Below are 14778 nucleotides of genomic sequence, written 5' to 3' on the forward strand. Positions count from 1 at the left end.
GCTCGCGGATATGGCCCGCTTTGCCCAGTTAAACTCGACGGATCGCGCGCTCGCGCATCCGTCATTCGTTGATGTCTAGCATGCAAACGGTAGTTTTCGGCTGGTTCGGCGCTTCCGCCGTCTGGTTTCTTCCCCTGTTGTGGCGTCTCGTGAAGTCCGCGCTGCCGGGCGGCGCGGGCCTGCGCGGTCCCGGCACGATCCGGCTGTGGCTCGGCTTTGTCTGCGTGCTGATCGCGAGCTGCACGCTGGAGGCGTCGCTCGTCAATGTGCAGGGACTCGACGGCTTCGGGCATGCGCTGTCGACAGGTCTCACGCATCTGATGGGGCGCGTCGCGACGCCGCTCGTGATGCTCGGCCTGTTCGCGGTGTCGCTGCCGTGGCTCATCGGTTTCAGGTGGCCGTCGTTCTTCGCCTGGGCCAATGAGGCGTTTGGTCTCGGGCTGTCGCGTGGCGCGCGCGAAGACGAACCGCGTGGTCACGCCTCGCGTGCCGCCGAGACGGCGCCGTCCCATAGCAGCGCGCCTATCAATACGATGGCGCCGAAAACCAATGGACGTTATGCGCGGCCGACCGTGTGGCGGCCACCTACTGCAACGCGCGCCGTTGGCGCCGCGAGTGCCGCCGTCGCGGCGGGCGAAGCGATGGGTATGCCGGCTGGTTCGATGGCGGGTGCCGGCGGTATGGTGCGCAACGCCGTCGGCAATGCAACGGGCGGCGCGCCAGGAAGCCCCGCCTCCGTTCACCGGCCGGGCGCACCCAAGCCATGGGCGCCGGCCGAGCCGGTCGCGCCCTCCGGCTGGCTCAACACCGACGCTCCGCGCGCGCATTCGCGCGAAACGGTGGCTCCGTTGATGGAAGCAGCACGCGTCGCGGCCACGCCGCCGACTGTCTTCGGCAGCACAGCTGCCCTGCAATCGTCGAAAGCGGCAGCGGCCAATGCCGGGGCGCGCGGCCCGTCGGTGAATCCGGCTGTGGCATCGGCGCGCTCGGCGGCCTTGCGCGGGGCGACGGTCACGCAGAGCCGTCAGACGGCATCGGTCGGCGCAGCAACACCCGCCGCGCAAACGCGGCGAGCCGTCGCGCCGTCCGCTTCGCCGGCCATGCGCCGCGACACGCCAAATCTCAAAGTGCCCGCGTACACGCGCGCCAATCCGCCTGCCCAACCCGTCGCGCCTGCGTCGAGCGTGCAGGACACCTTGCGCAGCATCGAGGAAAACGCGGCACGCTGGACGACGCTCGCGGGCGCAAGTCTCGCCCGCCGCACGGCGAGCGATCCGGCGAAGGTTGTCGACACGCGTAGCGTGCCCGCTCCCGCCGATGGAGTGAATGCGCAGACGCCACCCGCTACTGGCCCGGCGGTCGAGACTTCTATGGTGGGTTCCGCAAGCTCGGTGGCCGTTTCGGGCGCGGCGGCCGTCGCTGACGTCGATCAGGCCGTGTCGGCGCTTGAAGCGGCCATTGCCACGCACACGACTCCCGCTGCGGAAACAGTTGCGCCTTTGGAATCAGCGAGCGGAGTCGAACGAAACGAAGAAGAGGCTCGAGCGGTTGTGGTCGCGCCGTCCGTGGTGTCTACGGGAGTCGCCGAGGCAGAGCCGCAATTGCAAGCCGTCGCCGCAGAGCAAACGGATTCGCCTCGCGCAGAGCCCGAGATTGCGCACGCTGAGCCGAGCGCGATCGCCAGCAACGTGACGGCAAGTGCTATTGCTGTCGAACCGCACGGACGGACTGACATCGCGCCGGACATTGAATCGGCTGTTGCAGCGGCTGTGTCCGAGCCAGTTGAACCGCAACCGCAAGTCGTTGCCGAACGGGTCGCGACAGAGACACACGCGATCGCGCAGAACGTGGCGCCCGTTGCCCCGACCTTCACGTCGTTCGAACCGTCGACTGCCATCGCATCGCCCGAGCAACAGGCGGCGCCTTTGACCGGGGTGTCGACGCCTTCCGTCGAATACGCGCCAGCCGATGCAATCGCAACGCCTGCACAACCCACTTCGACGCAGCTGGACGAGCACGAAACCGCAGCGAGCCAGCCAGATTCGCCGACGCAGATCGCCGTCGCGGAGCAGCGTGCAACTGTCGCAGACGCTGTCGAGTCCGCTGCCGATCCTGAAGCTCCGATTGCGCCGTCAGCGCATATCGCGAGCGAAACTGCTTCACCCGCAGCGGAAGAGCCCAAGCTCGCAGAGCAGGTTGAAGCAACCCCTACCCCGCTTGCGCCATGGGATGCAATCACGCAATCCGTGTCGCTCATGCGCGTGGCTTCGGCAACCGTTCCATCGATACAACAAGCGCATCACGAGCCGGTATCGAGCGCGCCCGCATACGGCGACGCTGACACGCCGTCTGAACCTGCCGCCGCGTCGACCGCCTTCGACGACACGACGAACGAGCACGCACCCGAAGCACCTTCGAACATCGTGCGTTTCCCGGGCCCGGCCCTCGTTGCACAAGCACCTGAACAGAACGCGGCCGACGAGTTCGAGCCAGACCTGGCGCAAGACGAGCCCGCCGCCGCGCCCGAAGCACAGCAAGACGTGCAACAGGAGCCACCTGCCGCGGCCTCGCCCCGCCCTGCCGTGCGCGGCCACAGCGGTCCCGCGTTCGAGTTCTACGCGCCCGCGGCCTCGCACATCGAACTGCCGTCGCTCGATCTGCTCGCGCCCGCCTCGACCGAGACCGAGCCCGTCAGCGAAGAAAAGCTCGCCGAAACGGGCGCGCTGATCGAACAGCGTTTGCAAGAGTTCAAGGTGCCTGTGACGGTAGTCGGCGCATCGGCGGGCCCGGTCATCACGCGCTTCGAAGTCGAGCCGGCGCTCGGCGTGCGCGGCAGCCAGATTGTCGGGCTGATGAAGGATCTGTCGCGTGGCCTTGGTCTTACGTCGATCCGCGTCGTCGAGACGATTCCTGGCAAGACCTGCATGGGTCTCGAACTGCCAAATGCCAAGCGTCAAACGATCCGTCTTTCCGAGATTCTGGAAGCCAATGTCTATCAGAAGTCCACGTCGAATCTGACGCTGGCGATGGGCAAGGACATCACCGGCCACCCGGTCGTCACCGATCTCGCGAAGGCGCCGCACATGCTGGTCGCGGGTACGACGGGCTCGGGCAAGTCGGTGGCGATCAACGCGATGATTGTCTCGCTGCTGTACAAGGCGACGCCCGAAGACGTGCGAATGATCATGATCGATCCGAAGATGCTGGAGCTTTCCGTGTACGAAGGCATTCCGCATCTGCTCGCGCCTGTCGTGACGGACATGAAGCTCGCCGCAAACGCGCTCAACTGGTGCGTCGGCGAAATGGAGAAGCGCTACCGGCTGATGTCGGCCGTCGGCGTGCGCAATCTGCAAGGCTTCAACCAGAAGATCCGCGACGCCGCCGCGAAAGAGAAGAAGATCGGCAATCCGTTCTCGCTGACGCCGGACGCGCCCGAGCCGCTGTCGCCGCTGCCGCTGATCGTCGTCGTGATCGACGAACTGGCCGACCTGATGATGGTCGCGGGCAAGAAGATCGAAGAGCTGATCGCGCGTCTCGCGCAAAAGGCGCGGGCAGCGGGCATCCACCTGATTCTCGCGACGCAGCGCCCTTCCGTCGACGTGATCACGGGTCTCATCAAGGCGAACATCCCGACGCGCGTTGCATTCCAGGTGTCGTCGAAGATCGACTCGCGCACGATTCTCGACCAGATGGGCGCCGAGTCGCTGCTCGGCCAGGGCGACATGCTGTTCCTGCCGCCCGGCACCGGCTACCCGCAGCGCGTACACGGCGCGTTCGTCGCCGACGAGGAAGTGCATCGGATCGTCGAGCATCTGAAGCAGTTCGGCGAACCGGAATACATCGAAGGGATTCTCGACGGCCCGGCGACGGATGGCGGCGGCACGCAGGATCTGTTCGGCGAAACGCCGGATGCGGAAGCCGACCCGCTGTACGACGAAGCCGTCGCGTTCGTCGTGCGTACGCGCCGCGCGTCAATCTCAGCCGTGCAGCGGCAGTTGCGCATCGGTTATAACCGCGCGGCGCGACTCGTCGAGCAGATGGAAACGGCGGGCCTCGTGTCGGCGATGGGCATCAACGGCAGCCGCGAAGTGCTCGCGCCGGGCCCGGCGGAGTAAGCCGCTTTCGGGATTGAACGAGCGCCGCTGCGAGAACAAAAGAAATAGTCGAACGCAGCGGCGACACCCGTCTCTCTCACATCGCAGTCATCACGACGGCGACACCCACTTGAAGTCGACAGGCGATCCGATATCGATGCGCTTCGGGTTCGCTTCCAGCAGCCCGCTTTGCGGATCGCGACGGAACACGTACGCCGTATCGCTGTTCTGATTGCCAACGATCAGCCATTGCCCCGTCGGATCGATTGAGAATTCTCGCGGCGCTTTTCCAAGACTCGACTGACGGCCGACTTCCCGGATATGGCCGTTGGCGGGATCGACCGCGTAGATCACGATTTCATTCGCATCGCCGCGATTGCTCGCGTACAGAAAGCGCCCGTCCGGCGACAGATGGATCGCGGCCGCGCCCACCTGCCCCTTGAAGCCGGGTTTCGTCATCGGCACGACCTGCAGTTGCGTAAGCTTGCCGTCGTCGTAATGAAATGCTGTGACAGTCGCCGTCAGCTCGCTCGTCAGATACGCGTACTTGCCGTCGCCGCTGAACACCAGGTGGCGCGGGCCCGAGCCGGGCTTCACGTCGGTGTAGCGTTTGTCCGTCGGGCCGAACAGGCCGCGGCTACCGTCGGGCGTGTAGCGGTACGCATACAGCTTGTCGGTGCCAAGATCCTGTGCGAACAGATACTTGCCGTCCGGCGAGAACACAGTCGAATGCACGTGCGCGTTGTCCTGGCGTCCTTTCACGGGACCGCCGCCTTCATGATGCACCGTCAGCACCGACGCGCCGACCTGGCCATCCGCCTGCAACGGAAACACCGCGAAGCTGCCGCCAGGGTTCGCGGCGACCGAGTAGTTGGCCGTCGTCAGATATTTGCCGTCCGGCGAGAGGCTCAGATAGCACGGATCATTGCCGTCCGACGACACGCGGTTCAGGAACGTTAATTGCCCGCTTTTTGCATCGAAACCGAACGCGCTGATGCCGCCGCGCTGATCGGCGGGGCCGTTGTCGCCAGGCTGCTCGTTGACGGAATAGACGTAGCGCCCGTCGCGCGACGCGATCACGTACGACGGATTGTCGGTCTTCGCGGACGATACCTGCGTTGCGTCGCCCGACTTCGTGTCGAAGCGATAGACATAGATGCCTTCGCTCTTCGGGCCGGTGTAAGTGCCGACGATCAGATCGTAGACGCCATCGGCGGGTGCGGCGGTCGTGCCTTGAGCGAAAGACTGCGTGGCGGCAATCGATACCATCAGTGTCAAACCTCTTATGATCGAACGGGCGGACAAGCGCGGATTCACGCGCAAACTGAAAGACTGTGGCACGGCACACGCTAAGGCTCGTGTACGACGCTGCATGACGACCTCCTGGCGAGACGGTTGTTCGGTTCGTGTGTGTCGCTGGTCTGCCGCGCGGCTCGATCGGAGCGTGCCGTTGTCGTAACGGATGCATGACGATTGCGGCCTGCGCGCTGCGCGCCCTCGTGGCCCGGCCGCCGCCGCTGATCGTCGATGTCGTATTTGGGGCAAGTATAAGAGCGTTGCCTGCGCTCGCACAGTCAGATCCGCGAACGCAGGCTATCCGACAGGTTGTCTCTTACCGTCGTCAATTCGAACAAAAGGAGTCGCCATGAACATCCATCTCACGCTCGGCCCGCTCGTCGCGCTGATCGCCGGCATTCTCATTCTGATCGTGCCGCGCCTGCTCAACTTCATCGTCGCGCTTTATCTGATCATCATTGGGTTGATCGGGCTGTTCGGCGTCGGTGGCACGGCGCACTTGTGACGCATGCGCACGGACGCGTGCATGCGGGCGGGCCGCTGCGGGGCCGCATAGGTCGCACAGGTGCTAGACGCGCCGGGTGACTGCACTTCAGACGGGCGTAACGAAACGACGCGCAGCACCGCGCGGGCCGCTTGTCGCGGTCCGCGAGCGCACTGCGCGTGTTTGTTCTGAAGCTTGGCTGTTCCGGATAACGCGCGTCGCGTCAGCCGTTCGACAGTTGATCGAGGCGCCAGCGCCCCTGCAAGGACAGGCCACCGACGGCATAATGACCGTCGGCTTCGCTATAGCGCTTGAAGCAGGCGCGTTCGATCAGAAACGCTGCAGCGGTTTCCATCCCGTTGCGCGAGATGCCGAGCGTGCGGAAGTCGAGTGGAAGAAGCGAGTCGTCAGGCAATTGGCTCGCGGCGGAAAGAATCGTGATGCAGTCAGATTTCGACGGGTTCAGCATGGCTTATCCTCGAAAACGGCGCCGTGGCTGCATACTGCAACACCGGACACCGGTGGGCTGCGATTCGTCAGAACTCACGTTTAAATTCGATTGTAAGCATCAAAAAATTGGATTGGCAATATCCCTGGATGCGCGGGTACATCTGCACCAGAATGCATCGCGCGAGTCCGGTAACTACGACGCTCGCGCACCGTTTCGCGCATGCGGGAACGTACTTATTACACGCCGACCGACGGCTTTACCATGTCTGCATCTATCGAAGACTATGCACTCATCGGCGACGGCCACACGGCCGCGCTGGTTTCGCGCGATGGTTCCGTCGACTGGCTGTGCTGGCCACGTTTCGACTCGGGCGCGTGCTTCGCCGCGCTGCTCGGCACCAAAGACAACGGCCGGTGGCTGATTGCGCCCGCGGCGGACGATGAAGCCGACGACGCCGTCGATGCCACCCCGAAGTCTGACGACCCACCGCGTTCGCAGGACGAAGCAGGTAAGGACGAGCGCGCGAAACCCTGCGCCAGGCCAGTGCCGCGCCAGGCGGATAAGCCGGGCACCGCGCGCACGGCGACGCGCGAGGACATGGCTGAGGCAGCGCAAACGGAAGCAGGCGGCGCGTCAGTCGCCCGCGACGACGGCGAGCTGGACTTTAGGAGCGGCTTTACGCGCGCGACGCGCCGCCGTTATCGCGGCGAAACGTTGATCCTCGAAACCGACTTCGAAACACCGGACGGCGCCGTCACGCTGATCGACTTCATGCCGCCCGGCAACGGCTGGTCGGAGATGGTCCGGATCGTCGTCGGCAAGCGCGGCACCGTGAAGATGCGCATGGAACTCGTGCTGCGCTTCGACTACGGCTTCTCGATTCCATGGGTCAGCCGCCTCGCGCGCGAAAGCGGCATCAAGGCGATCGCCGGACCGGACACTGTCGCGTTGCGCACGCCCGTCGACCTGCGCGGCGAGAACATGAAAACGGTCGCCGAGTTCACCGTATCGGAAGGCGAGCGCGTGCCGTTTTCGCTGACTTACAGCGAGTCGCATCTGAACATCCCGCCCGCGCGCGATCCGCACTCGGCCCTTGCCCGCACCGAGAATTACTGGCTCGAATGGTCGTCGCGCGGCACCGTCGAAGGCAAGTACGCGACCGCCATCCGCCGCTCGCTGCTGACGCTGAAGGCGCTCGCCTACGAGCCGACGGGCGGCATCGTCGCTGCGCCGACCACGTCGCTGCCCGAGAAGATCGGTGGCACGCGTAACTGGGACTACCGCTACGTGTGGTTGCGCGACGCAACGATCACGCTGCTCGCGATGATGCGCGGCGGCTACTACGAAGAGGCGCGCGCGTGGCGTTCGTGGCTGGGCCGCGTGATGGCGGGCTCGCCCGAACAGTTGCAGATCATGTATGGCCTCGCGGGCGAGCGGCGGCTGCCAGAGTTCGAAATCGACTGGCTGCCGGGTTATGAGAACTCGAAGCCCGTGCGCATCGGCAACAACGCGGTCGGGCAATTGCAGCTCGACGTGTACGGCGAAGTGATGAACGCGCTGCATCTGGCGCGTGTCGGCGGTTTGCAGGCGGACGAAACCGCGTGGAACGTGCAGTGCGCGATGTTGCGGCACCTCGAAACGATCTGGCAGGAACGCGACGAAGGCATCTGGGAAACGCGCGGCGGCCGTCAGCACTTCACGTTCTCGAAGGTGATGGCCTGGGTCGCGTTCGATCGCGCGATCAAATCGGCGGAAAAATTCGATCTGCCCGCGCCGCTCGAGCACTGGTACGAGGTGCGCGCGCAGATTCACTCGGACGTCTGCGCGAAAAGCTGGAATGCGCAACTCAATGCGTTCACGCAGACCTACGGCGGCGACGAACTCGACGCGAGCGTGCTGCTGATGCCGCTGCTCGGCTTTTTACCGCCTTCGGACCCGCGCATCACCGGCACCGTCAATGCGATCGAGAAAGACCTGATGCACGACGGCTTTGTGATGCGCTACCGCACCACCGAATTCGACGACGGCCTGCCGCCCGGCGAAGGGACGTTCCTCGCCTGCAGCTTCTGGATGGTCGACAACCTCGCGCTGCAGGGGCGCATCGACGACGCGCGCGGAATGTACGAGCGGCTGCTGTCGCTCGCGAACGACGTCGGGCTGCTCGCGGAGGAATACGATCCCGTCGGCGGGCGGCTTGTCGGGAATTTCCCACAGGGGTTTTCCCATGTGGCCCTCGTTCATACCGGACTGAATCTGATGAAACACGAGCAGGAGATGGCACACGCGACCGGGCAGCCGCCGCATGACGGCGAAAGCGGACAAGGCGGTCAGCCGCCCACTGGCACGCCTGATGCTGATATTCAGTCGTCGCCCGTCGTCTAAAGAAAGCTGACAAATTGTCGATGACGTGGATATGACATGCATGAGTGTGCTAACGCACTGTTGTTGCATTGCACAAATCGTATGCCTTCTATATCATCACCCGAACCAGACGGCCGATAATCGTCACCACCAACAATTCCACACGTAACCAGAACCGGCCCGCCTCGTCGCTGCGCGTTTAGACACGCTGCCCTGCGCGAACCGTTATAGCTGGAGCACCCATGCTCTATCAAATCCACGAATTCCAGCGGGCCCTTTTGAGCCCGCTCACCGCCTGGGCTCAGGCTGCCTCGAAATCGTTTGCGAATCCGGCCAGTCCGCTCGCCTATGTGCCGGGCGCCACACGCCTGTCCGCTGGCTACGAGCTGCTGTACCGCCTTGGCAAGGACTACGAGAAGCCCGAGTTCAACCTGCACCAGATCGTCAAGGACGGCCACAACATTCCCATCGTCGAGCAGACGATCGTCGAAAAGCCGTTTTGCCGGCTGATGCGCTTCAAGCGCTATTCGGACGACAGCGACGCTGTGACGCAGCTGAAGGAAGAACCCGTCGTGCTGGTGTGCGCACCGCTGTCGGGTCACCATTCCACGCTGCTGCGCGACACCGTTAAGACGTTGCTGCAGGATCACAAGGTGTACATCACGGACTGGATCGACGCGCGGATGGTGCCGATCGAAGACGGTACGTTCGATCTCGACGATTACATCGCGTACATCCAGGAATTCATCCGCCACATCGGCGCGAAGAATCTGCACGTGATCTCGGTGTGTCAGCCTACCGTTCCCGTACTCGCCGCCATTTCGCTGATGGCGAGCCGCGGCGAAGACACGCCGCGCACGATGACGATGATGGGCGGCCCGATCGACGCGCGTAAAAGCCCCACGGCCGTCAATTCGCTGGCGACGCAGCATTCGACCGAATGGTTCGAGAACAACGTCATTTACAACGTGCCGCCGAACTATCCGGGCTTCGGCCGCAAGGTGTATCCGGGTTTTCTGCAGCACACGGGCTTTGTCGCGATGAATCCGGAACGTCACGCGGCTTCGCACTGGGACTTCTATCAGAGCCTTCTGCGCGGCGACGAAGAAGATGCGGAAGCGCACCGCCGTTTCTATGACGAATACAACGCGGTGCTCGACATGGCCGCGGAATACTATCTGCAGACCATCCGCGTCGTGTTTCAGGAGTTCAGCCTCGCGGAAGGCACGTGGGAAGTGAACGGCGAGCTGGTACGCCCGCAGGACATCACGAAGACCGCCCTCTTCACGATCGAAGGCGAACTCGACGACATCTCCGGCAGCGGCCAGACGCGCGCCGCGCATGAGCTATGTACGGGCATCCCGGAAAAGGATCGCCGCCATTTCACGGCGGAAAAGTGCGGGCACTACGGCATCTTCTCGGGCCGTCGCTGGCGCACCATCATCTATCCGCAGTTGCGCGACTTCATCCTCGAGCACACGCCGAAGGCAACGACACGCAAGACGGAAGAGCGCGTCGAAGCGTAAGCGCACATCGGCGCAAGCCGCGTGCCGCAGGCGCAGCCAAATGTTGCGCCTGCATCGAACGGATTGCAGCGGATACAAAAACGGCCTCTTGCGAGGCCGTTTGTCCGTCAGGCGTTCAGGCTTAGCGACGCATCAGATACGCAAGCAGGATTTCGGTGTTCATCTGGATCACTTCGCTGCGCTCGGCGGCTGCGCTGAAATCGCGGCCAAGCGTGGCTTCGAGCGTGAAGCGGTTCGACACGATGTAGTAGCCCATCCCCGACAGCGTCACATAGAAGCGCAGCGGATCGACGTTCGTGCGAAACAGGCCGGCGCGCTGGCCACGCTCGAGTATCGAGCCCAACGTGGCAACGATCGGCGAGATCATTTCGCGAATGCGCGTGGACTTCTGCATATAGCGCGCCTCGTGCAGATTCTCGTTGTTCACGAGTCTCAGCAATTCGGGGTGATCGCGATAGTAGTCCCACACGAAATGCGCGAGCCGCGTGACGGCCTCGACAGGCGCGACGCCTGCGAGATCGAGCGTGCGCTCGGCTTCCGTGAGCGCACTGAACGCGTGTTCGAGGACTGCCGTGAAAAGCTGCTCCTTGCTACCGAAGTAGTAGTAGAGCATGCGTTCATTGGTCTCCGCGCGGCGGGCGATCTGGTCGACGCGTGCGCCGAACAACCCACCATTCGCGAACTCTTCGGCCGCCGCGAGCAGAATGCGGCGACGGGTGCCTTCAGGATCTCTTTTGATTTTCGGCTGATTCATGGTGGCATGTGCTTCGTGAGCCGCGTTATCCGGATCGCTCGCCGTCCAATTGCCTGGCCTTGCAACGGCGGCGCTGCGCGGGGCTGGTTGGTGGGAACACCTTCCTGCGGTCTTACAAAAAAGCGCTTCGATTATGGCACATGCTTCGGTAATAACAACTGGGGAAATCGGCGATAATAGGCATTTGACCGATCGCCGAACGCCCTTGCTGCGCCACGTTGACGGTTGCCCTCGCGGCCCGGCGCCCCACGCGGTTTGCGCATGTCTGCGAATGCGTCTCGGTGCATACCCGATGGTGACGCCAAATGGCGCACACCAAACGGTGCGGTTGATACCGCATCCATTCGATCACACGCATTCGCCGCGCCGGTGAACGGCAACAGCATGTCCCCCACGTCTTGACCGTGACAGAAACCAAAACACTCGCGGATCTCATCGAAGATCTGCTGCCCCAGACACAATGCACGAAGTGCGGCTATCCCGACTGCCGTGCTTACGCCTTAGCCATCGCGCAGGGCGAGGCCAGCTACAACCAGTGCCCGCCCGGCGGCGCGGAAGGCGTCGCGCGGCTCGCGAAGCTGCTCGGCAAGCCCGTGATTCCCCTCAATCTGGACCATGGCATCGAGCGGGCGCGGCCCGTCGCGGTCATCGACGAGAGCCTGTGTATCGGTTGCACGCTGTGCATGCAGGCTTGCCCTGTCGATGCAATCGTCGGCGCACCGAAGCAGATGCACACGATGGTCGCCGCACTATGCACGGGCTGTGACCTGTGCGTGCCGCCCTGCCCCGTCGACTGCATCGAGATGATCCCCGTCACGGGCGACAAGACAGGCTGGGATGCGTGGAGCCAGCCACAGGCCGACGCCGCGCGCACGCGTCACGACGGTCGCCGCGCGCGCCTCGCTGCGGAGCGCGAAGCGGCCGAGGCGCGCGCGGCAGCCAAACGCGCGGCGGCGGTGTCGGCGAGTTCGCCGGCCCCGACTGCGCCCGTTGTTGGCCCCGCCCCAACAGAAACGATAGTCGCAGCAGCCGCCGCGCCCGTCGCCGACGCCGAAGCGAAGAAACGCGCGATCATCCAGGCCGCGCTCGAACGCGCGCGCGCGAAGAAGGCGGAAAACGCCGCGCAAGGTCTCGGCCCCAGGAACACAACCGATATCAGTGCAGAAACGCAAGCGCAGATCGACGAAGCCGAGGCACGCCGTCGCCGGCTGGGCATTGCTAGCGACAGTTCCGAATCCAACCCCAAGCAAGACGTCGATCAACCTAAAAAGTCCTGACCGAGCCGCATGAACGCGACCAAACGACGTGCGATCTACGAGACGCTCCAGAGCCTGAACCCGCATCCGACGACCGAACTGGAATACTCGACACCGTTCGAGTTGCTGATCGCCGTGATGTTGTCCGCGCAAGCAACGGACGTCTCCGTGAACAAGGCGATGCGCCGGATGTTTCCCGTCGCCAACACGCCGCAGAAGGTGTTCGACCTCGGCGAGGAAGGTGTCGCCGACTACATCAAGACGATCGGCCTGTATCGCACGAAAGCGAAGAACGTGATCGCGACGTGCCGCATCCTGCTCGACCAGTACGGCGGCGAAGTGCCCGCCGAGCGGGAAGCACTCGAAAGTCTGCCGGGCGTCGGACGCAAGACGGCGAACGTCGTGCTGAACACGGCGTTCGGCCAGCCGACCATCGCCGTCGATACGCACATCTTTCGGGTTGCCAACCGAACGGGCCTTGCGCCAGGCAAGGACGTGCGCGCCGTCGAACTGGCGCTGGAAAAATTCACGCCCGCCGAGTTCCTGCAGGATGCGCATCACTGGCTGATTCTGCACGGGCGCTATGTGTGCAAGGCGCGCCGGCCGGAATGCTGGCATTGCGTGATCGAGCCGCTGTGCGAGTTCAAGCCGAAGACGCCGCCGCCTGATCTGTGACGCCGCGGCGCTTGCGCCATCCGTCTGCACGCGCTGCGGTCGCGGCGTAAAATGAACGGCTGCTGGCTACGTCCGAGCCGACGCACAGCGCAAACAGCCCGCCCCACTCGCTTTCACCGTCCGAAGTCCATCGATGTTCAATCCCAGCCGCGACGAAGTCCGCCGTTTTTTCACCGACACCTGGCGCAAGCAGCGCGCGGGTGAAATCCTGACGCCGCTCGAAGCGATCGCCGCCGACTGGATCATCGAGCATCCGGAGTATCACGCCGAACTCAAGGACGCCGAGGCCGCCTCGGCGCAGGACTACTCGCCCGAACGCGGGCAGACCAATCCATTCCTGCATCTGTCGATGCATCTCGCGATCAGCGAGCAGTTGTCGATTGATCAGCCGCCCGGCATTCGCGCCGCGCACGACCGGCTCGCTGCGCGCCTCGGTTCCACGCACGACGCGCAGCACGCGATCATGGAATGCCTCGGCGAAACGATCTGGGAAGCGCAGCGCACCAACACGCCGCCCGATACGGACGCCTATCTGCAGCGCATCGAGCGCCGCGCGTCGCGCGACTGACTGACGGCGCGAACCTTCGCGCCAGTCGAAACCCGTTGCACGAAAACAAACACCCCGCCAAGGCGGGGTGTTTGTCGTGATCCGTCAGCGAACCTGCAGCGGCTTACTTCTTCTGCACGAGGTCGCCGTCAAGCGATTCGATGTACGCGGCGATGTCCTTCATGTCGCTTGGCGACAGGCTTTGCACCTGCGCCTGCATGATCGCGTTGTTGCGGCCGAGGTGCGGGTTGCCCGTGCCCATCTGATACTGGCGCAGCGCCCAGTAGACGTAATCCGCGTGCTGACCGGCGAGCTTCGGATATTCGGGCGTCACGGGCTTGTTCAGATTCGGGCCGTGGCAGGCCGCGCAGTTATGGCTGTCCGAGAGCGCCTTGCCGTTGGCGGCATCCGCCGCGTGCGCGTTCGATGCGACGACAAAACCGGCCAGCGCGAGCGTCGCGCATGCAGCCTTGACCACCGTATGAAGTGCGTGGGGATGCTTCTTCATGGATTCTCCTGTGTCGACGGACGTTTGCGCTTTAGCGCCTACCGCCGTCCCATGCAAACTGGTTGCGCCGCGAACTGAATGAGCCGATGACGCGCTGGCGCGCGCCGCCACTCATTTGTCGGGATTATTCTTCGAAGAGGCCGTCTGCACCGAGTAATAGGCGGCGATGTCGGCGATGTCCTGGTCGGTCAGCGTCACAGCGATTGCATGCATCGTGTCGAAATGGCGGTCGCCCTTCTTGTACGCGTGCAACGCGTTTTCGAGGTAGGTCCGGTTCTGGCCGCCCAGCATTGGCACCCGGTACACCTCGGGGTAAGCCGTACGATAGTCGGGAATACCGTGACAGCCGATACACATCGCGACCTTGCCCTGGCCCGCCTTGGCGTCGCCCACGATATCCGCTGCCTGCGCAGTTGCCGCCAAAGTTGCCGCAAAACCCGCGGCCACCGACATGGCAGCGACCACGACATGTTTGCCAACGAATTTGTTCATAGCTCTTTTAACCTGGCTTGAGGGGGAACGGGCGCCCAAAAAGGCTACGGCCTGCGCCGTTTTACTTGTCTGGGTTGCCACGCAGGCCAAAAAAATCGGCCCAATTGTACCGCGACGCCGCGCCGGGCGTCCACCGGACAGGACCCGACCCCTCCCCCGGCAGAGCGCCGCGCCACAAGGCGTCGCGCGAAATGCCGAAATGGGACAGTCATAACCGGCTTCCATCCGGGCGCGGCGGATTGCCGCATGCGGAAATCCGTCTCTTGCACGCGCCGCGCATACCGTCCGACGCGGCTGACACCTTACGCGCGCCCCGCGGAGCACAACAGGCCTT

Annotated in this window: 12 protein-coding genes and 1 pseudogene; 8 read left to right on the forward strand and 5 right to left on the reverse strand. The window is 63.9% G+C overall.

The genetic code is table 11. The annotated features are described in order from the left end of the window. Window positions 1-80 precede the first annotated feature (80 nt). Window positions 81-4115: a DNA translocase FtsK gene (locus C2L65_RS10955; protein ID WP_042310271.1), complete on the forward strand. Its 4035-nt coding sequence runs from the start codon at window positions 81-83 to the stop codon at window positions 4113-4115. A gap of 90 nt (window positions 4116-4205) precedes the next feature. Here C2L65_RS10955 and C2L65_RS10960 read toward each other — a convergent pair whose 3' ends face one another. Then, complete coding sequence (locus C2L65_RS10960) at window positions 4206-5363, reverse strand: lactonase family protein (protein ID WP_042310273.1); 1158 nt, start codon at window positions 5361-5363, stop codon at window positions 4206-4208. Between the two features lie 376 nt (window positions 5364-5739). On the opposite strand from C2L65_RS10960, the gene C2L65_RS10965 reads away from it, so the two are divergent. Next, window positions 5740-5895 (forward strand): DUF3096 domain-containing protein, encoded by a 156-nt coding sequence (locus C2L65_RS10965; RefSeq protein WP_081921138.1) that lies wholly within the window; start codon window positions 5740-5742, stop codon window positions 5893-5895. Between the two features lie 202 nt (window positions 5896-6097). On the opposite strand, the gene C2L65_RS10970 is transcribed toward C2L65_RS10965, so the two are convergent. Next, window positions 6098-6343 carry a hypothetical protein gene (locus C2L65_RS10970; protein ID WP_007583392.1) on the reverse strand — a complete coding sequence of 82 codons (246 nt, stop codon included), beginning with the start codon at window positions 6341-6343 and terminating at the stop codon, window positions 6098-6100. Window positions 6344-6586: 243 nt separating this feature from the next. On the opposite strand from C2L65_RS10970, the pseudogene C2L65_RS47205 reads away from it, so the two are divergent. The 3 genes and pseudogenes from C2L65_RS47205 to C2L65_RS10980 form a co-directional block, all read left to right on the forward strand. Next, a pseudogene (locus C2L65_RS47205) lies at window positions 6587-6775 on the forward strand (trehalase-like domain-containing protein); the annotation flags it as partial. Window positions 6776-6868: 93 nt separating this feature from the next. After that, a complete protein-coding gene (locus C2L65_RS10975) occupies window positions 6869-8707 on the forward strand; it encodes a glycoside hydrolase family 15 protein (protein WP_427910156.1) in 1839 nt (612 codons plus the stop codon). A gap of 221 nt (window positions 8708-8928) precedes the next feature. Further along, a complete protein-coding gene (locus C2L65_RS10980; protein WP_007583390.1) occupies window positions 8929-10212 on the forward strand; it encodes a polyhydroxyalkanoate depolymerase in 1284 nt (427 codons plus the stop codon). A gap of 121 nt (window positions 10213-10333) precedes the next feature. Here C2L65_RS10980 and C2L65_RS10985 read toward each other — a convergent pair whose 3' ends face one another. Beyond that, window positions 10334-10966 carry a TetR/AcrR family transcriptional regulator gene (locus C2L65_RS10985; protein ID WP_007583389.1) on the reverse strand — a complete coding sequence of 211 codons (633 nt, stop codon included), beginning with the start codon at window positions 10964-10966 and terminating at the stop codon, window positions 10334-10336. A 398-nt stretch (window positions 10967-11364) separates the two neighbouring features. On the opposite strand from C2L65_RS10985, the gene rsxB reads away from it, so the two are divergent. From rsxB to C2L65_RS11000, 3 genes are all read left to right on the forward strand, one after another. Further along, a complete protein-coding gene (gene rsxB, locus C2L65_RS10990; protein ID WP_042310277.1) occupies window positions 11365-12243 on the forward strand; it encodes an electron transport complex subunit RsxB in 879 nt (292 codons plus the stop codon). A gap of 9 nt (window positions 12244-12252) precedes the next feature. Further along, entirely contained in the window at window positions 12253-12897 is a 645-nt protein-coding gene (gene nth, locus C2L65_RS10995) for an endonuclease III (RefSeq protein ID WP_042310279.1), read from the forward strand. A gap of 133 nt (window positions 12898-13030) precedes the next feature. After that, the gene (locus C2L65_RS11000; RefSeq protein WP_036003650.1) at window positions 13031-13465 is read left to right on the forward strand and encodes a DUF1841 family protein; all 435 of its coding nucleotides are present in this window, start codon (window positions 13031-13033) and stop codon (window positions 13463-13465) included. 103 nt (window positions 13466-13568) lie between these two features. On the opposite strand, the gene C2L65_RS11005 is transcribed toward C2L65_RS11000, so the two are convergent. Together C2L65_RS11005 and C2L65_RS11010 are read right to left on the reverse strand one after the other, a co-directional pair. Then, window positions 13569-13952 (reverse strand): c-type cytochrome, encoded by a 384-nt coding sequence (locus C2L65_RS11005; RefSeq protein WP_042310283.1) that lies wholly within the window; start codon window positions 13950-13952, stop codon window positions 13569-13571. Window positions 13953-14063: 111 nt separating this feature from the next. After that, a complete protein-coding gene (locus tag C2L65_RS11010) occupies window positions 14064-14444 on the reverse strand; it encodes a c-type cytochrome (RefSeq protein WP_007583383.1) in 381 nt (126 codons plus the stop codon). Window positions 14445-14778: the final 334 nt, after the last annotated feature.

Origin of the sequence: Paraburkholderia terrae (genome assembly GCF_002902925.1) — a bacterium.
In the GTDB taxonomy this organism is placed as follows: domain Bacteria; phylum Pseudomonadota; class Gammaproteobacteria; order Burkholderiales; family Burkholderiaceae; genus Paraburkholderia; species Paraburkholderia terrae.

Bases quoted from the DNA above. Each gene is read 5' to 3' on its own strand.
- C2L65_RS10955 (WP_042310271.1), top strand. From the start codon at position 81: ATGCAAACGGTAGTTTTCGGCTGGTTCGGCGCTTCCGCCGTCTGGTTT.
- C2L65_RS10960 (WP_042310273.1), bottom strand. From the start codon at position 5,363: ATGGTATCGATTGCCGCCACGCAGTCTTTCGCTCAAGGCACGACCGCC.
- C2L65_RS10965 (WP_081921138.1), top strand. From the start codon at position 5,740: ATGAACATCCATCTCACGCTCGGCCCGCTCGTCGCGCTGATCGCCGGC.
- C2L65_RS10970 (WP_007583392.1), bottom strand. From the start codon at position 6,343: ATGCTGAACCCGTCGAAATCTGACTGCATCACGATTCTTTCCGCCGCG.
- C2L65_RS10980 (WP_007583390.1), top strand. From the start codon at position 8,929: ATGCTCTATCAAATCCACGAATTCCAGCGGGCCCTTTTGAGCCCGCTC.
- C2L65_RS10985 (WP_007583389.1), bottom strand. From the start codon at position 10,966: ATGAATCAGCCGAAAATCAAAAGAGATCCTGAAGGCACCCGTCGCCGC.
- nth (WP_042310279.1), top strand. From the start codon at position 12,253: ATGAACGCGACCAAACGACGTGCGATCTACGAGACGCTCCAGAGCCTG.
- C2L65_RS11000 (WP_036003650.1), top strand. From the start codon at position 13,031: ATGTTCAATCCCAGCCGCGACGAAGTCCGCCGTTTTTTCACCGACACC.
- C2L65_RS11005 (WP_042310283.1), bottom strand. From the start codon at position 13,952: ATGAAGAAGCATCCCCACGCACTTCATACGGTGGTCAAGGCTGCATGC.
- C2L65_RS11010 (WP_007583383.1), bottom strand. From the start codon at position 14,444: ATGAACAAATTCGTTGGCAAACATGTCGTGGTCGCTGCCATGTCGGTG.